This is a genomic window from Pontiella desulfatans (assembly GCF_900890425.1).
GTDB classification, from domain to species: Bacteria; Verrucomicrobiota; Kiritimatiellia; order Kiritimatiellales; family Pontiellaceae; genus Pontiella; species Pontiella desulfatans.
In genome coordinates this window covers 62,356-80,741 of record NZ_CAAHFG010000003.1, presented here as the reverse complement: position 1 = coordinate 80,741, position 18,386 = coordinate 62,356, and the positions used below count along the sequence as shown (strand labels likewise).

Here is an 18,386-nt window from a genome sequence, read left to right as displayed (position 1 = left end):
GCTGGTTGTCCTTGATCATCAAACACCGAAGCGATTCCATAACCTACATCCCCACGACCGGAAGCTTGGAGGGATCGACATCCACGATAGGCAGCGGCTCATTGGTTTTCCATTTCCCGCGCGTGAAGTCGGGCACCATCATTCGTTCGCTCCCCTTTGCCACCGAGTCGATGCTTAATGGCATGATGCAGCTCCAGGCCGCGGCATCGTAGACATCCTGATCGAGCGGAAGGCCGTTTTTCAGGCAGTAGGCCAGGCGGTAGTCCATTATGAAATCCATCCCACCATGACCGCCGACCTTTTTCGCGATGGCCCCCATGGTGCGGCTGAGGGGGTGTTCGTATTTCGCCGCGAGTTCCTTCATCTGTTCATCGCTCTGCCACTTGTGCCCCAGCGCGATGCGCGGCTCGGGATATTTGCGCGCCATGCCCTTGGTGCCCTGCAGCAGATGGATGCGGCTGTAGGGACGCGGCGTGCTGACATCGTGCTGCAGCATCAACGTCTGCCCTTTCGCGCATTGAATGAGCGTGGTGTTCATGTCGCCGCGATAGTTCTCGAGCGCGGCCATTTCCGGCCGATTGTTTTCGGTCGCCCATGCCGTGAAGGCCGCCTGCCGGCTCGACATGGAAACCAGGTGGTTGAACTTGTTTCCACGGTTAATGTCCAGGCATTGCGCAACCGGCCCCAGCCCGTGCGTCGGGTAGAGGTTGCCTTTCTTGGTGTTGTTTTGATGGAAGCGCCATTGCCCCTGATAGCCGCCCTCCTCTTTTGCAATCAAACCGCAGAGTGCATGGATGTAGGCCCCCTCCACATGGGTCAGCTCGCCGAACACCCCCTGCCGCACCATGTTGAGCGTTTGCAGTTCGAAAAAATCGTAGCAGCAGTTTTCAAGCATCATGCAGTGCCGGCCGGTTTGCTCCGCCGTATCCACCAGTTGCCAGCACTCCTCAACCGTTACGGCGGCAGGAACCTCCGTGGCCGCATGCTTGCCGTTCTGCATGGCATGGATGCACATCGGCGTATGCCAGCGCCACGGCGTTGCGATGTAGACCAGATCAAGATCCAACGCCACGAGATCCTTCCAAACTTCCTCGGTTCCAGAAAAGCATTTCGCGGACGGGAGCCCGGCATCCGTCAACATGTTCTGCGAACGCACCACCATCTCTTCGCGCAGGTCGCACAGGGCAACAATTTCCACATCCCGGATCTTGGAAAGCCGCTTGACCGCGCCCTTGCCCCGCATGCCGAGTCCAATGATGCCGACACGGATTCTACCCATGGGTGCAACAGCGCTTCCCATCCTCGGGAAGGCCGCCGCCAGCGCGGACGCGGCAATGAAGTTCTTTCGGTTCATGTTCATCATTCAGTCTCCCTATCGTTGATTCCCGCGGCATCGAAACGCCCCATACCCCTCCAAACAGCCAGCCAGCAGCGCCATTCTGCGGATTCTTGCTTCCATCATTCCCTTTCCCATAGCCTGAACAACGCCACGGCGGATACAACAGCAACAACGGTCAGAACCGTGGCGGGCAGGAGCTGGCGATAGAGCCAGAAACCGGTGGCGAAGAGCGCGGTGTAGACCAGCGCGCAGCCCAGCACCATGCAGAGGATGCCGCGCGGCACATTGACGGCGTCGCCCTCGACCGCACCGCCTTCGGCCTCGATCGCCGAATAAATCCGTTTCCATCCTGCGCCGCCGGGATGGGTCTTTTTGCAGAACGCCTTGAGTGTTTTTTCCTCGGCCGGCTTGGTAACCAGTGCCGCAACGAGCCACGAAACGGTGGTGATGCCCACGCCGGCGATCAGCTGCTGCCAGCTTTCCAACCCGGTGTCCACCAGTTGGAAAACAACCGCCACCGCAAACGAGACGACCATGGCGACCAGCTCGCTGATGGCGTTGATGCGCCACCAGAACCAGCGCAGGATAAAGAGCAACCCGGTGCCCGCGCCGATCTGCATCAGGATCTGGAACGCCTGCAGCGCGTTGGTCAATTGGAGGGCAATGACCCCGGCAACGACCATCATTAATACGGTGGAGATGCGGCCCACCAGCACCAGCTCCTTTTCGGGCGCGGCGGGCTTTACGAAGCGTTTGTAGAAATCGTTCACGACATACGACGAGCCCCAGTTGAGGTGGGTCGAGATGGTCGACATATAGGCCGCGGTCAGCGAAGCCAGCACCAGCCCGAGCCAGCCGGCGGGCAGCACCTTCTGCAGCATGGCCGGATAGGCGAGGTCGTCGTTCACGATGGCCGGATCAACATTCGGAAAGGCTTCCTTCAAACTTCCAAGGTCTGGAAAAACCACCAGCGAGCAGAGGGCCACGATGATCCACGGCCACGGGCGCAGGCCATAGTGGGCGATATTGAAAAGGAGCACCGCGCCCGTGGCATTCCTTTCATCCTTGGCCGCGAGCATGCGCTGGGCAAGGTAGCCCCCACCGCCCGGTTCGGCGCCCGGATACCAGACGCTCCACCACTGCACCGCGACCGGGATGACCAGCACGGAAACCAGCAGGTTCATGCTCTCCGGCGTATAGCCGCCACCCTCGGCGGGTACGAGCTGCGGCAGAAGCGACAGCTTCCCGGCAACCGCCGGATTTTCAAACAGGGTGGAGAGGCTTCCAACCTCCGGGGACCTGAGCGCAAACACCGCTGCGGCCGTCGCCCCGACCATCGCGATGATGAACAAAACAAAGTCCGTAACCAGCACCCCCTTCAATCCGCCCATCGAAGAAAACAACACCGTCACGATCGACGCCCACACAATGCAGTTGACCGGCGACAACCCAAGCATCACGCCGCCAATCTTGATGGCGGCGAGCGAAACCGCCGCCATGATCATGATATTGAAAAAAACGCCCAGGTAGACGGCGCGAAAGCCGCGCAGGAAAGCGGCGGTCTTGCCGCTGTAGCGGATTTCATAGAACTCGACATCGGTCAACACCTCGGAGCGCCGCCAAAGCTTGGAATAGATGAACACCGTCAGCATGCCGGTGAGCAGGAACGCCCACCAAACCCAGTTGCCCGCCACCCCGTTCTTGCGGACAATGTCGGTGACGAGGTTGGGCGTGTCGGTCGAAAAGGTGGTCGCCACCATCGACACCCCCAGCAGCCACCACGGCATGTTGCGCCCCGACAGGAAAAAGTCGGACGAACTCTTCCCCGCCTGCCGCGCGCACAGGATCCCAATGCCCAGCGCCAAAGCGAAAAAGCCGAACACAAAACCCCAATCCAATCCCGTTAGCCGCATGTCGTCCCTTTCGCTACGCGTCCTGCTGCCACCCGGGTTTACCTTCGTAGACCCAGCGATAGTAACCGGCCAGTTGTAGCTTGGATGCCGCCGCTTCGTCGATGAAGAACTTGGCGCATGGATGGTGCTGGAGGATCGACGCCGGCATGATGGCCGCCACCCCACCCTCGACCGTTGCGGCAATCGCCCCGGCCTTGCCCTCGCCAAAGGCAAGCAGCAGGTTCATGCGCGCATCCATGATCGTGCCGATGCCCATCGTGATGCAATGCTTGGGCACCCGGCATTCGTCGCCGCAAAAAAAACGCGCGTTGTCGGCCACCGTCTGCCGCGTGAGCGTCTTGATGCGGGTGCGCGAGGCGAACGACGAAGTCGGCTCGTTGAAGCCCACGTGGCCGTCGGAGCCGATGCCGAGCACCTGCAGGTCGATCCCTCCAGCTTCAACAATGGCTTGCTCATAGGCCGCACAGGCCGCGGGAACATCCGCCGCCATGCCATCGGGCACATGCGTGTTTTCCATCTTGATGTTGATGCGCTTGAAGAGGCTTTCGTTCATGAACCGGCGGTAGGACTGTTCATGGTCGGCCGGAAGGCCGATGTATTCATCGAGATTGAAAGTCGTGACCTGGCTGAAGTCCAGCCCCTCCTCCCGGTGCAGGCGAATGAGTTCCTTATAGAGCATCAGCGGCGTGCTGCCCGTGGCAAGCCCCAGCACGGCATGTGGCTTCTCGCGCACCAGCCTTGCAACCACCCGCGCCGCCGCCTCCGAGGCAACCTGTCCATTTTCCTTGATGATGATTTCCATCAGAATATCTCCTTCAAATGATCGGCGCCCACCGGCACCGGGATTCCATTTTCCAAACTTGGGAAAAACCTGCCGTTCTTCCACACCCGCAGCCGGTAAAGCGTTGCAAACGAAAAACCCGGCGTGGTGCCGCCCTGCCCGCCGACCAGCTCGCTGCCGCGGCGCACGTTGTCCTGCATCCAGGCCGGCAGTAGCAGGTGATAGGGAACGCGCGCCACTTCCTCCACGTGTAGCGAGGTCGCTGCAACGAGCTCGGCAACCTGTTCCGCATTGGCCTCGACCATCAGGTTCGGATCATCCATCGCGCCCCAATATTCCGTTTCAACCACGGTGCAGCGAAAATCGGCCGGCATTTTCTTGAGCGCATCCACCACCAGATGGTGCGTCGAGATATGCCGCGAATTCCAATCCCCCGCATGCGGCATGAAAAGGATATCCGGGTTCAGCGCCGTCAGAATTTCCACGACGCCATCCACGGTCAGGCTTTCAAAGCCATCCGATGCACGGTGCATGTGCCAGCCCAAGTAGGCACACGCATCCTCCAGCTCCCTGGCACGCCCGGCCTTCCGCTCCATATTGCTACCGAAGGTGACGGGCACATTGATGATCTGCCTCCCGCCCTCGCGTTGCAGGCGCAGCGCTAGCAGGCCGGTGATGCATTCATCGTCCGGGTGCGGCGAAAACAGCAGCACCTTGGAGTTCGACTCAACCAGCTCCCCCTTGCCGGAAACTTCGATCCCCTTGGCCGATGCCACACCGGCCTCGATACGTTCAACAAACTCTAAATATGGATTCATCTCATTATCCAATCATGGGAAGGCTGGCGGCGGCGACGGCCTGGCCGTGGCGCTTGTCCTTCTCGTTCGGGGTTACGATTTCAATCTGTTTTCCAAGCTCCGGGAACTCGGCGGCGAGCACTTCGCGCGCCTTTTCTATAATGACCGAACCACCCTCCCCGCTCATCACGCGACCGAGCAGCAGGATTTTCCGGATTTCGTAGAAGTCGGCATAGTGCGCAATCGTGTAGCCGAGGTAGGTGCCGATGGTGGAATAGATTTTCGCGGCGCGCCCGTCGCCGGCGGCCATGGCCTCCTGCACCTTGACGAGCTGTTCGGGGAACGGCATGTCGGCGGGGAAGTCGAATCCGGCGGCGGGCGCGAGGCGGGCAACGGCCTGCTGCGAGAAATACTGCACGCCGCAGCCGAGATCGCCCGACCATTCGTCGGCGGGCGCGCCCTCGCGATAGTCGACCGGCGCGAAGGCCAGTTCGTTGAGCATCGAAGTAATGCTGCCTCCGGGCGTCACATAGCCGACCGCCTCGCTGGTGCCCATGGCCAAACCAAGCACCGCGTTTTCTTTCATCGACATCGAACCGGCCAGCGCGGTCACTTCGCCATCGTTCACCACCTCGAACGGAATGTTACCCCAGCGCTCCTTGAGATCGAAAAAGATGCGGCGCACCTTCGACTCGAAACCGGCCTCGGACACGCCGCGAAAGAGCGATGCCACACGCACCTCGTTGTTCACGTAGATCCCGGCGGAGCTTCCGCCGATGGCATCGACGCGCGGCAGGTGCGAGGCTGCACGCTGAAGCGTGTCGTTGATGCCTTCAATATGATAGGTCGGATCTTTTTCAAAATAGGGATTCCACTCGACCTCTTCGGAAAAGACCACCTCGCCATCCTTCATCGCAGCGCATTTACGGTCGGAGCCGCCGAGGTCGAAGCCGATCCGGCAACCATCGAGATGGCGACCGAGCGGCATGGCGGCTTCGTTCGCCGCCGGGATTTCTCCGAACGGACAGGCGCGGATTTCAAGCGCTTGCAGATAGGTCTTTTCGCCGAAGAAGGCGTGGTCGAATTCGCGTCCGCCCCCCGGCGCATAGATTGCGGCCAGCTTTTCCGCCATCCAATCACAACCGGCCATGAGCACGGTGCACCCCCCACGCTGCCACAGCAGGAACTTTAGAATACGCTCCAAATAGCACAAGGTCCGCGCTTCGTTTTCTGCGATCGGTGGCAGCACCTTGGTTTTGAATACCGAGCAGGTTTCATCGGGGCGCACCAGGGCAATGGAGACCTCCACCGGGGCACCGCTAATCTCGACCAGGGATCGGTAGGCGCGGTTCCACAGGGCAGCCGGAACAAAGTCCGGGTCAAGTTCGGGACTCATCTTCAAATCAACATCCATGGTTTTTGCTCACTCCATTCATGACCAAAGAATGGCAAAAGTACCCAAACCATAAAGATTAACTATTTATCCATATCAACTATTATTTAACTATATTGACTGAATGGAGGATTAGTTGGAAGAGGCCGATTCGTGGTCACATCTTTTCATTGGATTTCTGCGAATGTTTCGCGGAGCGAATCGCAAAGGCCATTGCCTGCGCAATAGGCATTTCGCAGGTGGCGTGGGATTATAGGGAATTTCTCACCTTTTTCGCAACTTCGGGCTTTTTCGGTGCGGGCAAAAAGAAAGGCTCTTCGCTACTTTGAATGGATAGGCTTACCCGCAGCAGGTAGCTTCAGCTTACTGCCGACGAAGTAAATCATCATAATGAAGTTCTCGTCGTTCCGATATCCGCGCGTCCTGCGTGGAATTTACGGTTATCCCCGTTTCAGCGAACTGCTGCAGGATACCATGGGGCCCGATTTCGACCAGTTTGCCCATGCCCTCGCCCGTAAATCCGGCTGGCGCGTTCAGGCCTCCGGCAATACGGCGCTGAACCTTCTGGGCATCTCGACTCAGATCCCGGCACAGGCACTGTATCTTTCCGACGGCCCGTTAAAAAACATACGAGATTGGCAAGCGGATACTGCACTTTAAAAAAACCGCATTGAAAGAATCGGGATTCAAACACGCTGAAAGCGAGCTGCTGGTTCAGGCCCTCAAGGAACTGGGGCGCGAAAGAGCAGATGCCGCCTTGCGCGAAAAACTGAAGCAGACCATTCCAGCAGGCGATTGGGCCAAGCTGGTTCGGGACACCAAACCAGCCTCAGCCTGGATTCATGAGATCATCCGGGAAATCGCCGAGGAGGCCACAGCATGAAAAAGGTAGCCGCATGATCCGCAAGGACTACACTTCAATGCAGGAAATGATCTTCGGCCGGCGTCCATCCTTCGACGAAATCATTGAAGGTCTTTACCTTCTGGAACAGGAGATCAACGCCGGTTAATCCTATCGTGTTTCAAACCGTACCATCTCCCTGTTAATAGCAGGGAAAAACAGAGGCATGGGGTACTCCAGACTGTTTCAACCTATTGTTAAGACAACAAAAAACGGGGCGCGGAGCGCACGCGACGCGGCGGAAGGGGGGTCCCTCTGGGGGGAAACCATCTGGTGGCGGGTCGGCGAACGCTGAATGCCGAACATCAAGTTTCCAATGATTGGAAAACAAGAGCGTTCCAATGGTTGGATTTTTTGGAAGGGGGTTCGGGGGAAACCTTTTTAAGAACCGGGTCAGTGTTGCAGAAGGTGTTCCGGGTGGGACTCCGCAATGCGTAGGAGGCGCAAGGCTGCGCCGGAGGGGGTGCGCCGCCCCTGCTCCCAGCTGATTTCTGTATCACGGGCAACATTCAGCATTTTGGCAAAAACGGCCTGGCTTGCGCCCACTTTCCTGCGGATGCGTACCACCTCTTTCGCGGTAACCGGCCTGGGCGGATCCGGCATCACCACATCTTTCGATTTCAGGGTGATTTTGCCCTGCGCATGATCCAGTACTTCGCCCAGACTCTCTTTCAATTCATCAAAAAGTTTATCCTTCATTTCCTGAACTCCTTCTTAATGGCTTCCACCAGTTTCTTCAGCTCAGCCTTTTGTGAAGCTGTAAGGTTATCGCTTTCATCCTTGGCAAAAACGAAGACAAGATAAATGCGTCCTCTCAGCTTCAGATGCAGATAAATGATGCGAATACCGCCGCTTTTACCTTTACCCGGCAACTTCCATCGGACTTTGCGCAGGCCGCCGGTTCCTTCAAGAACCGGCCCCTTTTCTGGATTGCGCGCCAGTTCCGCCTGAAAAGTCCGCAAAGCAATCGTCATCGAGAATGCCTGCGATTCTACGGGTAAATACGCTGGTCTCCACAAATGTAACCACTGGCATCCTCTTCCCTTCTGTATGACTATGTACAATACATCGAACAATAGGGTTGGCAAGTCCAAACATACACCACCTGCCCCGCAGGGTAGCCGCCGAGTGGCCGTTCCGGAGCGCGACACTTCAAAACCCGAGCGCGAGGAGCCCCGGTTCCCGGGCGGGGGCCAGGGGCGTGGACAGCGAGCTTGCGAGATGGACGCGCCATGGCCGGGCGGGAGGGGGAAGCGGTGGGTGAAGGCGATACCGTCATAATCCACCACGATCCAGTGGAGCATATCGGAGAACAGCCGCACAATCACCGCAGATAATGCGGTGAATAAATCTTGATCTTGCGGTGAATAAGCCCCCTAATCACCGCAATTGGAGCGGTGATTATGAAGTATATACATCAATTAAACAATTGGCCCGAGTTCCAGTGGGATTCGGAAAGGCTTATTCCCCTGCTTGCTGACTTACGCTATAGGCAGGGACGTTTGCTTGGCCAAATGGAGCTGCAGGGCTTCAAACTTCATCATCTCCAGGAAGAAGCAAACCTGATCACATTGACCTCAGACATTGTCCAGTCCAGCGCGATCGAAGGGGAGAGGCTGGATCCGGAACAGGTCCGCTCATCCATTGCCCGTCATCTGGGTATGGATATTGGAGGATCGCCCCAGGTTGCACGCCATATCGACGGCATTGTCGAAATGATGATTGATGCCACTACAAACTATTCAAAACCTCTGACCGAAGATCGGTTGTTCGGCTGGCATGCCGCCCTCTTCCCAACGGGCCGCAGCGGAATGCGGGACATAACCGTTGGAGCGTGGCGTCCACCTGAAGGTGGACCGATGCAGGTTGTTTCCGGTCCGATGGGACGGGAAAAAGTCCATTTCGAAGCTCCCGAAGCCGAAAAGCTTAAGGGCGAGATGGCCACCTTTCTAGAGTGGTTCAACAAGCCTTTGGAAATTGACCCGGTTATAAAAGCGGCCATTGCCCACTTCTGGTTTGTCACCATCCATCCATTTTCTGATGGCAACGGCCGGATCGCACGCGCTGTCGCTGAACTGGCATTGGCAAGAGCCGACGAATCATCGAAGCGTTATTACAGCATGTCCGCGCAGATCGAATCAGAACGTCATGCATACTACGACAGCCTGAAAAACAGCCAACGAGGAACGCTCGACATCACCCGCTGGCTGGTTTGGTTCCTCGAGTGCCTGGGGCGTACTATCGATAGAGCGCAAGGGACGCTAGCCGGAGTCCTGCGCAAAGCCCGTATATGGGAAAAAGCCAACTCCGTAAAAGTAAATGACCGGCAACACCAAGTCCTTACCCGACTGCTGAACGGTTTTGAGGGCCACCTAAACACCTCCAAATATGCAAAGCTCGCCAAGTGCTCCACCGACACTGCCCTGCGGGATATTCGCGCCCTACTCGACATGGGGCTCATTATCCAGAATCCCGGTGGCGGACGTAGCACTAGCTACCGTCTTGCCGAACCGGATAAGCCATCCCTAGAACACTGATCCTAAATCTGTCACTAAACACCACCACCATACTTGATCTATAAGGCTGTTTTGGAACGGTGCTCCAAAGACGCTGACACTGAAATGGTTCGATGGGGATGCCCGGCAGTTTTGTAAAGATCGCAGCAAACGTGATGGCGAGATGAAAAAGTGGGTGCCCCGCCGAAGCGGAGCACCCACAGGCTCTAATCATAGAGCCGGGTGATGAAAAGTATTTCGAATAAAAACGTCTTCCATGGTTTTTCGCTACCGGGTTCGTCGGGAGGGTTATTCTTTATTCCTTCTTCCCTTCTTACCCGCCTTTTTACTCTCCTTCTTCTTCTCCCTCTTTGAGACAGGATTTTCCTGGTGTTTTTTTATTTTCGCCAGGATATCGTCATAGGCTCCAGCGGCCAGAGCATTACCACCGGGCACGAACTCACCGTAGGGGCGGCCTTCAAACGTCAGCAGCTCTTTGGCGAGCATCGCGCGGAGTTCTTTTACTGTCCCGGCATGCTCCGGGTTATCGGCCAGATTGTTCGTTTCGGCACGGTCTCTTTTCAGGTTGTAGAGCTGGTTGTAACTCACCGCGTTCGGATTGCTCGCACCGCGTGAAATCCCCCCCGACAAGCCAGTGAGCGTTTTTCCAATCATTTTTTCATTATTGCGCATGGCCTCCACCTGATCGGTCGTATAACGCAGGGTCATGTAACTCCACTCTTTGGTCTTGACCGCCCGCGAAGCACCCATTTCGTTGAAGACATAATCGCGGATCGGGGTCTTCTGATCCCTGAACAGCGGAGCCATGCTCACGCCGTCCATTTTATAGCCCTCGGGCAGCTTTGCCCCTGCAAGCTCAAACCAGGTCGGCACAAAATCGGTATTCTGGATCAGCTCCTCTGTAACGACGTCTTTTTTAAGGCCCGCGGGCCAGCTGATAATACACGGCACTTCCGTTCCATCGATCGTGTAGAGAGAACCCTTACGCTTCGAGCCGTGGTCGGCCACAAAACAGACCAATGTATTGTCCGCAATACCGAGCGCTTCGAGCTTATCAAGCAGCAGGCCCAGCGTATCGTCCATCCACAGGTAACCGGCATTTTCCTCCGGATCAATCCCGGCGGCTTCCAATCGGGTGATCACCGACTCGCGATCCATCAGCCCAAGCGGTTTTTCCAGCATTCCTTCATCGCTAACCAGTGGCTCCTTCAACGACTGATACCACGATTTGTTGGGTCCATGCAGCAGTGTGGTGCCGTAGTACAGGAAGAAGGGTTCATCCTTGAACTCTTCGACAAATTCCAGCGCAGCGCTGATGGTCCACTCCGGGTTGTGTCCTTTAAACGGGGCTTTCGTGTTGCCCATATAAATATTCTTCGCCCAGGTATAGCCAAACGACTTGATCGTTTCGCGGTGCTGTTTTTCGAGCCGATATTGCTTCTCATTCAACTCATCGGTATACGGCGTATTTTGGGGAATATCCGCTTCGCCCCCCTCAACATGATGTCCGCCCGCGTGGAACTTACCGATCATCCCGGTAACGTACCCGTTGTCGGCCAAAACCCGGGCCACATTCATATTATCCGGCTCAAGCGCGACATTAAAGGCCGGCAAGGTCTGGGTTCCTTCCGGGCATTCCGCGTAAAGCGCATCCGAATAGGATGAACTGGCGTACCGTCCGGTCATACAGGTATAGCGGGACGGTGTGCAGACCGTACTGGTCATATGCGCATTGTTAAAGGTCAGGCCGTTTTTTGCCATGCGCTCCAGGTTCGGGGTCAGTACATTCCCACCGTACACACTGGTCTCGGCCTTATCGTAATCATCCACAATGAAAAAGATGATATTCGGTTTCTCCGCCGCTAGCGCATTCGCCACCAGCAATGCTCCGGCAACCATTCCAATTGTTATGGGTTTTTTGATCATGTTAAACACCCGCCTTCTTGTTCTTCCTTCTTTCCTCTCTCGCCTTTTTCTTCTCCTCTTTGCTCATTTTTTCTTGGCTCTGATTCTCCTCCGGCGCCTGCCCTTTGCTCTTATCCAGCTTTGGCAATTTTCCGTCGACCAGATCACAGACAGGCGGAACTTTTACAGCCGGATCAAAGCGGACATAATTTTCAGACGCGTTCGGATTGGGTTTAGGCAAAAGCGCGTCGATACGCTTGTGATAGGCGTCCATTTCACTCTTCATCTGCTGTACCTTTTCCGGCATCTGTCCTGCGATGTTGGATACTTCGCCGATATCCTTCTTCAGGTCATACAGATACGGCTCCGGCAGTTCATAAAAGTTAAAAAGCTTATAGTGGTCCTTAATAATCACAGAGTGCTGTGTGGTGTTACGATGGTGCGGATAGTGGAAGAACAGGGCCCGGTCTTTAAAACCTTTGACATTTCCACCCTTGGCAATCGGCATGATGCTTACTCCATCGACATTCTCAAGACGGGCCACATCGCCGCCGGCTATATCATAAAACGTTGGAAGGAAGTCATAACCGACCACATTCAGACAGCTGCGCGACCCAGCAGAAATCCCTGGACCTTTCATCGACATCGGCACCCGGATGCCTCCTTCCCAAAGCCACCATTTTTCACCGCGCAGGATCCGGTCTTTGCCGTTATACAGCCCTTTACCATTGTCGGAGGTAAATACGACATACGTGTTATCACTGATGCCGAGTTCATCGAGTTTCTTCATGACCATACCGATGGACGTATCCATATCCTCGACCGCGGCGGCATGCGTCGCCACCTCCCTGGCCACACTTTTCTCCATGGCTTTGATTTCCGGGTTGCCGGTGTATTTTTTCAAGGTCTCCGGCAAACTCATCTGCTGGTTGTGTTCCGCGTAGTGTGAGATCTGGACAAAGAAGGGCTTATCCGATGCGACCTGGCGCTCGATAAAGTTAATACTGCTGCGGGTCATACTGAAAATCCGCTTCGGATCTTTCGGATCCGTACACAGTTGAGGGCCACCTTCGGCATTCGAGGTTTCGCCATCGCTCTCGTCATAACCACGCGCCTCGGGTCCACCGCCATAGGCATGCCATTTACCAAAATGCGCAGTCGCATACCCCTGCTCTCTCAGCACATCCCCCATGGTTTTAAAATCCGGATGTATCGATCCCATGGGCTCCGGTTCAAGGAAAGGCGCCCCTTTTACCTTTTCGATGTAACTCACTTCAAATGTGCAGTCGTCACCAAAGTTTCCATTTCCGCTATAGCGGGTTCTGGCGGCCGTCATTCCCACTTGAATACTGCACCGCGACGGCCCGCACATACCGGCGGCCGAATACGCGTTCGCGAACACCATGCCTTCTTTACCGATGGTATCGATATTCGGTGTATTCCGCCACTTCATCGCCGATCCACCAAAGCCTTCCTCCTGCATGGTCGCGGTTCCATACCACGGCATGTCATCCACCAGAATAAAAACAATATTGGGCTTCGAATTTGCGGCGGCCACACTCCCAAGAAGAAGTGAAGCTGCAGCAACCAAAAGAGTAGATTTCTTATGTGTTTTCATAGTTGTTTCCTTGTAACTGTACTATCGGACCATGCGCATTTTTTTTGGTAGGGCGGGAACGGTTGACGAAGGAGACCTTCCCTGCCGCTCGGCTGGAAGGCATCGTGCCTCAGCCATTCCAGCCCTACAAATTACTCGCTGCCAGCAGCAGGGAATTGGACCCCATGCCTAACAACAAAATGAAGCTGTTTACTTCTTCTTACCCTTTTTCTTTTTGTTCTTATCCTTCGTGCTCACAGCCTTTCCATCGTCGACGCGTTTGTTCGGATTGGACTCCAGCACCTTGGCGAGACGTGCGGCAATTTCCGGATGTTCATCGATCACGTTATTTGATTCCCCAATATCGTCCTTCAGATTGTAGAGCGTCGGACCTTTATGCTCACGGGCGGTTTCCTTCACCTTGAAGTGTTCCCTGGCATGATATTTCCAATCCCCTTGGCGAACCGCAGCCTGGCCGTAGAAGAAAAATTCATGCGGAGATTTCGCGCCGGGTTGACTCGTCAGCAGGTCGAGAATATTTTTTCCATCCAGGGGCTGAACCGTCGGCAGTGCCGCTCCGGTGATCGCCGCGAATGTAGGCATCAAATCGATAGTTGAGGCCAGCTCATCGCACACGGTTCCGGCGGGAATATGCCCCGGCCATTTCATGATGCAGGGAACGCGTTGCCCGCCCTCGAACGTGGTCATTTTTCCTTCAAAAAGCGGTCCGGCACTTCCGCCGTTTTCCTTCATGATCAACCACGGTCCATTGTCCGAGGTAAAGACCACAAGCGTATTATCCTCGATGCCCAGGGTCTTGAGGTGATCCAGAATACGACCGGTGTTAAAATCGATTTCCTCAATCACATCGCCATAAAGACCCCGTTCACTTTTGCCTTCAAATTCAGGAGCAACAAACAACGGGATATGGGGCATCGAATGGGCCAGATAGAGGAAGAAGGGCTTCTCCTCCTTCACGCTCTCGGAAATAAATACGATGCCCTCGTCCGTAAAACGGCGCGTGATCGTCGTCTGATCCGCCGGAAATTCAATGCACTCTTCGCCGCGCATCAGCGGCACCTTGTTTTTCAGTGAAATCGGATTCCCGTTGCGCAGCTTGCCGGCGTACGCTTCTTTCAGTGTCTCGTGGCTCTGGCCTTCGAGGAACAGGCAGTCGTCCGCGTATTTCATGGTGGATGCCGGATACATGTCGTTACTGTAGGGAATACCATAATAGGAATCGAAGCCCTGGTTGGTCGGCAGATATTTCAGCTCGTCGCCGAGGTGCCATTTGCCTACGGCCGCCGTATTGTACCCCACCGTCTTCAGCATTTCCGCGATCGTTACATGCTCGGGCTCCAGCCCGCCTTTTCCACGATCTGGAAAATAGACACTCGGCACACCCACGCGGTTCGGATAACACCCCGTCAGCAGCGCGGCACGCGAGGGCGAGCAAACTGAAGACGCCACCAGGAAATCCGTAAACTTCATCCCTTCTGCGGCCATTTGGTCGACCCGCGGTGTTTTAATATCAGGCGAGCCGTAGCACCCCAGATCCTGATAGCCCTGATCGTCGTTAAAAATGATCACGATGTTGGGACGCTCCGCTTTCGCGACAACTGCCGTGCATATCGAGGCCGCGGCGATCGCGATTGCAACGTGTGATTTAATTCCGTGTTTCATAGTCTACTTCTGCTCTCTCTTCTTTTTCCGTTCGGCCTTTTTTTCAGCACGACTCTTTTTATCCGCATTCCCCTTTTTCCCGGCATTGGCGTTTTCCTCAGCACTTGCATTTTGAGCCTTTTTAGCGGCTTTAGGATCCACGAATGAGAATGAATCATTCAACCGTTCCATATCGGCCTTCAGCCGGGCATGCATCTCGGCTACTTTCCCCGCGTATTCAGGATTCTCAGCGAGGTTATCCACCTCCCATGGATCCTTTTGAATGTTAAACAGTTGAAATTCCGGTTGTTTCACGATGCGATCGATTTTCGCCTGGGCATCAGGATCGGTTTTCGCGATTTCCAGCCACTCGCGCCAGGCCTTCGCGAAAAACTTGCCGCTCTTGGGGTCCATCAAAACGCTGAGGTAGTAATCATTCTCCTGCTCGGGGGTCCAAATGAACTTATACTCCTTGTCCCGAATGGCCCGTTGCGTAAAGCCGCCGAATTGATTAACGATATAAGCGTGCTCGCGATGGTCCGAGGTTTCCCCTTTGAGAGCGGAAACTAAACTCTTGCCGTCCACCACCGGCACCTCTCCGCCCGCCATTTCCACCATCGTAGGAACAATGTCGCAATACATCGCGACCGCGTCCGTGACCGCCGGTTTGAGTTTTCCCGGCCAGCGCACCAGGCACAACGCCTTCGTACCGTAATCATAGACCGACCATTTTCCGTTCGGCATGGCCGTTCCCTGCTCGCTCAGAAAGATCAAGACGGTATTGTCGCTGAGGTTCATCTCATCAAGCAGCTTCATCGTCGCGCCGACCTGATTATCCAGGTCTTCCACCTCCGCCGCGTGGATGGCCAGCGCCTCGCGGGTAACCGGGCCGTCAACCATGTGAGGCGGCACGACCATCTTATCCAACGGAAAATTAGAAACATCCCCAATCGTCCACGGATGGTGCGCGTGCACCGAAGCAATAACCATGCAGAAGGGTTTTTCCCCGGCCTGAGCGGTTTCGATAAACTGTTTCACCCCACTCAACTCCCAGGTCGGTGCGTTCTCATTCGCACCGACTGTAAACCCGGAAACCGTTTCAAACTCAGATGTGTCGAAATGGGTCTTCCCCGTCAAGCCAACGTTGTATCCTAAAATTTTCAGATAATGGGCCATGTTTTTATAGTTTCCGGCAGGCTTGTTCCCATTGGAATAAACACCACTGGTCGGTGGCAGCAATCCGGTATAAAGCTCATGCCGCGTCGGACTGCACTGGGCCCCGGAGCAGGAGAAATTCGCGAAACGAACCCCCTGCGTCGCAAGCTTGTCGATGTGAGGGGTTCGGGTATACAAGCCCCCGTCAACACAACCGAAACTCGACCAGCTGACATCGTCCCCCAGCACAATCACAAAATTCGGTTTCTCTTCCGCCAAAACCGGTGCGATACAAAGTGCGGCCAGTGCAACACCGGCCATGAGTCCTTTAAACATCAATCCATTCTCCTGTTCGTTATCCGAGTACTCTTAACGTTTTCCCATATCCTATAATAAAACAGCTTGGGATTTTCCGCCAAAACCGTGGCATATTCCGCCAAACACCCAATTCGTTCGAAACAGCCGCTTGCCTGAGTTGGCTCTGCGAGCCGAGGTTTAACTGTATAAATGAGAAGTTCTCATGACCTGAAATATGAAAAGAAAAACAAGCCTGTGAGTCATGAACGTTCTGACCGCAGATAGGCAGTACCGCCTGAACTTAGATCGCCTAAGCGAGCGTAGATCCGGCGCACTCTGACGCACGGCCAGCCAGGCCCACGCTCATATTTCGCTGAGTCCAGGCGCTACCTTCTCCTCCTCAAACCTGCACACAGTGCCCAAAATTATTTTGTTAAATATCTGCAATCGGGGTTAGTGAATCACCCTAGGCAGCACCAAATAAAACGCAACCTGATTAACAAAAATCAGGTTGCGCTCGAAGAGTTCTAAAACAGGAAAATATTCCATTTCCTGTTCGTTTCTCCCGTCCCGTTAGAGCATAAATCTGCGGCGAATCACCAACAAACCGGTAGCCGTCATCATAACCAGCCCCAGCGTCGCCGGTTCCGGAATGGTTTCGTTTGTCCAGACCGTGGTGTTCGTTCCATCGAATTCAGCGTGGAGATAGGATCCACTGCCATTATCCCAGGTGCTGTCACCAATGCCGGCCATCCCCGAGCCGTCAGCCCACAAAATTTTAGTGAGCGCAAAGCCGTCTATAGCGGCCAACGCATCCCCAGCGAGGATTAACTGCGCATCGTTTTGGATGTTCAACACACTACCACCATTTTTGATGCCCAACCCAGCAGCATTATTCACAGTAAAAGTCCCCCCGAACAGGTTCACTGTGCTCGGTGCGTTTCTATCAGTACCTATGGCCAAGGTATTGGCATCAATAGAGCCAGTATTCAATGTTAAGGTTCCAACTTCTGTGTCAGCGCCAAGGGTCAAACCACCATTAATAACGCTCATTTGACCGCCATTCAAAATAAGCGTTCCGTCAGCGGTGTCGGCAATAGTAACACCGTTGCTGGCAATGAGGTTTCCACCGCTGGATATCGTCAGAACGCCAACAGTTCCACGCCCAACTGTCAATTTATCTACAATCACAGAATCGGTATTGAGCGTTACGTCGTGACCAACCCGCGCCGTATCGGCTGCTCCCGGGACACCACCCGACCAGACCACCGGCGTATTCGTCCAGCTCCCGTCACCGGTCGTATCAATTCTGGCCCCTAAAGCCATCGTTGCGGCCATCGCCATTGCCAAACCAATGCAAACCTTCTTCATTTTTTTCTCCTTTTCATATGGTTTTTTTTTCAACCAAACGGGTGCCCCTTCAAAGACGAAGCTCCCCAATGGAATAAACGTTTTCTCATACACTGAAAGATCCGGCTTGGTTTATTCCGCCAAAATAGTGGTTTTTTCCGCCAAACAGCGGATTTTCTCGAAACAGGTGTTTTATTTGAGGCTCTTCACGGAATTGCGTCTGAGTCAGGGTAAAGGCGTTCCTGATTCTCGAAAACAGACCATCTCCGCTCGTACCTCGCTACGATGGAACTACGAAGGAGCCCTTTTCCATGATGTCTTACGGTCTGTTGCACTGGGATGTGGGAAATAATACTATTTTCCGTTTCGATACATACAATCGGGGGCCCACATAAAGCCACCCTCTTCCCGTCCCCATTCCACATCCCGCGAGTGCAGGATTTCGCCATGATCGGTCCAGGTCACCATATCATCGGTGGATAATACATGGTAGCCGTCCATTAAAGAGCAGCCAATGGCCGGGTATGCATCGGTTGAAGGATAGACGTACAACCGACCGTCGTCCCATACACGGGCCGTAGGGTCGGCGGTAAACATGTGTGTTACGATCGGATTCTGCGCGCGCTCCTGAGCCGCAAAACCATTGATTCCGGAAATGAGTAATGTTGTGATGAGTAAGGTCTTTTTAAATGATTTCATAGGTTCCTTTTATTTTCTGTGTTTTCTTCGCAGCCTCGGCATTGAAACAAACCATCGCTGCGAGCATGATAACGATCAACG

General features: G+C 54.8%; 15 protein-coding genes and 1 pseudogene. 3 read left to right on the top strand and 13 right to left on the bottom strand.

All coding sequences use genetic code 11. From position 1 onward, the window contains the following. Positions 1-43 precede the first annotated feature (43 nt). The 5 genes from E9954_RS21345 to E9954_RS21325 form a co-directional block, all read right to left on the bottom strand. Positions 44-1,363 (bottom strand): Gfo/Idh/MocA family protein, encoded by a 1,320-nt coding sequence (locus E9954_RS21345; RefSeq protein ID WP_222847269.1) that lies wholly within the window; start codon positions 1,361-1,363, stop codon positions 44-46. A gap of 95 nt (positions 1,364-1,458) precedes the next feature. After that, positions 1,459-3,252 carry a sodium:solute symporter family protein gene (locus E9954_RS21340; protein ID WP_136081325.1) on the bottom strand — a complete coding sequence of 598 codons (1,794 nt, stop codon included), beginning with the start codon at positions 3,250-3,252 and terminating at the stop codon, positions 1,459-1,461. Between the two features lie 13 nt (positions 3,253-3,265). Further along, complete coding sequence (gene nagB / locus E9954_RS21335) at positions 3,266-4,054, bottom strand: glucosamine-6-phosphate deaminase (RefSeq protein ID WP_136081324.1); 789 nt, start codon at positions 4,052-4,054, stop codon at positions 3,266-3,268. Then, positions 4,054-4,851, bottom strand: a complete 798-nt coding sequence (locus E9954_RS21330) for a PIG-L deacetylase family protein (RefSeq protein WP_136081323.1) — start codon at positions 4,849-4,851, stop codon at positions 4,054-4,056. Before E9954_RS21330 ends, nagB begins: the two co-directional genes overlap by 1 nt. A 4-nt stretch (positions 4,852-4,855) precedes the next feature. After that, a complete protein-coding gene (locus tag E9954_RS21325) occupies positions 4,856-6,244 on the bottom strand; it encodes an ROK family protein (RefSeq protein ID WP_136081322.1) in 1,389 nt (462 codons plus the stop codon). A gap of 369 nt (positions 6,245-6,613) precedes the next feature. On the opposite strand from E9954_RS21325, the gene E9954_RS21320 reads away from it, so the two are divergent. Together E9954_RS21320 and E9954_RS21315 are read left to right on the top strand one after the other, a co-directional pair. Then, entirely contained in the window at positions 6,614-6,883 is a 270-nt protein-coding gene (locus tag E9954_RS21320; RefSeq protein ID WP_136081321.1) for a DUF6088 family protein, read from the top strand. Between the two features lie 10 nt (positions 6,884-6,893). Then, entirely contained in the window at positions 6,894-7,106 is a 213-nt protein-coding gene (locus E9954_RS21315; RefSeq protein WP_136081320.1) for a hypothetical protein, read from the top strand. A 411-nt stretch (positions 7,107-7,517) separates the two neighbouring features. On the opposite strand, the gene E9954_RS21310 is transcribed toward E9954_RS21315, so the two are convergent. After that, the gene (locus E9954_RS21310; RefSeq protein WP_136081319.1) at positions 7,518-7,823 is read right to left on the bottom strand and encodes a helix-turn-helix domain-containing protein; all 306 of its coding nucleotides are present in this window, start codon (positions 7,821-7,823) and stop codon (positions 7,518-7,520) included. Then, entirely contained in the window at positions 7,820-8,098 is a 279-nt protein-coding gene (locus E9954_RS32690; protein WP_168442486.1) for a type II toxin-antitoxin system RelE/ParE family toxin, read from the bottom strand. Before E9954_RS32690 ends, E9954_RS21310 begins: the two co-directional genes overlap by 4 nt. 429 nt (positions 8,099-8,527) lie before the next feature. On the opposite strand from E9954_RS32690, the gene E9954_RS21300 reads away from it, so the two are divergent. Then, on the top strand, positions 8,528-9,661 hold the full coding sequence (locus E9954_RS21300; protein WP_136081317.1) for a Fic family protein: 1,134 nt from the start codon (positions 8,528-8,530) through the stop codon (positions 9,659-9,661). A 267-nt stretch (positions 9,662-9,928) separates the two neighbouring features. Here the strand turns inward: E9954_RS21300 and E9954_RS21295 are convergent, their stop codons facing one another. The 6 genes and pseudogenes from E9954_RS21295 to E9954_RS21270 all read right to left on the bottom strand — a co-directional run. After that, complete coding sequence (locus E9954_RS21295) at positions 9,929-11,566, bottom strand: sulfatase family protein (protein ID WP_222847268.1); 1,638 nt, start codon at positions 11,564-11,566, stop codon at positions 9,929-9,931. Position 11,567: 1 nt separating this feature from the next. Further along, positions 11,568-13,163: a sulfatase gene (locus tag E9954_RS21290; protein ID WP_136081316.1), complete on the bottom strand. Its 1,596-nt coding sequence runs from the start codon at positions 13,161-13,163 to the stop codon at positions 11,568-11,570. Between the two features lie 189 nt (positions 13,164-13,352). Further along, complete coding sequence (locus E9954_RS21285; protein ID WP_136081315.1) at positions 13,353-14,825, bottom strand: sulfatase family protein; 1,473 nt, start codon at positions 14,823-14,825, stop codon at positions 13,353-13,355. Positions 14,826-14,828: 3 nt separating this feature from the next. Next, positions 14,829-16,295, bottom strand: a complete 1,467-nt coding sequence (locus tag E9954_RS21280) for a sulfatase family protein (RefSeq protein ID WP_136081314.1) — start codon at positions 16,293-16,295, stop codon at positions 14,829-14,831. Between the two features lie 534 nt (positions 16,296-16,829). Next, on the bottom strand, positions 16,830-17,720 hold the full coding sequence (locus E9954_RS21275) for a PEP-CTERM sorting domain-containing protein (protein WP_136081313.1): 891 nt from the start codon (positions 17,718-17,720) through the stop codon (positions 16,830-16,832). A 243-nt stretch (positions 17,721-17,963) separates the two neighbouring features. Continuing rightward, a pseudogene (locus E9954_RS21270) lies at positions 17,964-18,305 on the bottom strand (family 43 glycosylhydrolase); the annotation flags it as partial. Between the last annotated feature and the right edge of the window lie 81 nt (positions 18,306-18,386).

Coding starts and splice junctions, on each gene's coding strand:
- E9954_RS32690 (WP_168442486.1), bottom strand. CDS start 8,098: ATGACGATTGCTTTGCGGACTTTTCAGGCGGAACTGGCGCGCAATCCA.
- E9954_RS21280 (WP_136081314.1), bottom strand. CDS start 16,295: ATGTTTAAAGGACTCATGGCCGGTGTTGCACTGGCCGCACTTTGTATC.
- nagB (WP_136081324.1), bottom strand. CDS start 4,054: ATGGAAATCATCATCAAGGAAAATGGACAGGTTGCCTCGGAGGCGGCG.
- E9954_RS21325 (WP_136081322.1), bottom strand. CDS start 6,244: ATGGATGTTGATTTGAAGATGAGTCCCGAACTTGACCCGGACTTTGTT.
- E9954_RS21330 (WP_136081323.1), bottom strand. CDS start 4,851: ATGAATCCATATTTAGAGTTTGTTGAACGTATCGAGGCCGGTGTGGCA.
- E9954_RS21285 (WP_136081315.1), bottom strand. CDS start 14,825: ATGAAACACGGAATTAAATCACACGTTGCAATCGCGATCGCCGCGGCC.
- E9954_RS21310 (WP_136081319.1), bottom strand. CDS start 7,823: ATGAAGGATAAACTTTTTGATGAATTGAAAGAGAGTCTGGGCGAAGTA.
- E9954_RS21300 (WP_136081317.1), top strand. CDS start 8,528: ATGAAGTATATACATCAATTAAACAATTGGCCCGAGTTCCAGTGGGAT.
- E9954_RS21340 (WP_136081325.1), bottom strand. CDS start 3,252: ATGCGGCTAACGGGATTGGATTGGGGTTTTGTGTTCGGCTTTTTCGCT.
- E9954_RS21320 (WP_136081321.1), top strand. CDS start 6,614: ATGAAGTTCTCGTCGTTCCGATATCCGCGCGTCCTGCGTGGAATTTAC.
- E9954_RS21290 (WP_136081316.1), bottom strand. CDS start 13,163: ATGAAAACACATAAGAAATCTACTCTTTTGGTTGCTGCAGCTTCACTT.
- E9954_RS21295 (WP_222847268.1), bottom strand. CDS start 11,566: ATGATCAAAAAACCCATAACAATTGGAATGGTTGCCGGAGCATTGCTG.
- E9954_RS21345 (WP_222847269.1), bottom strand. CDS start 1,363: ATGATGAACATGAACCGAAAGAACTTCATTGCCGCGTCCGCGCTGGCG.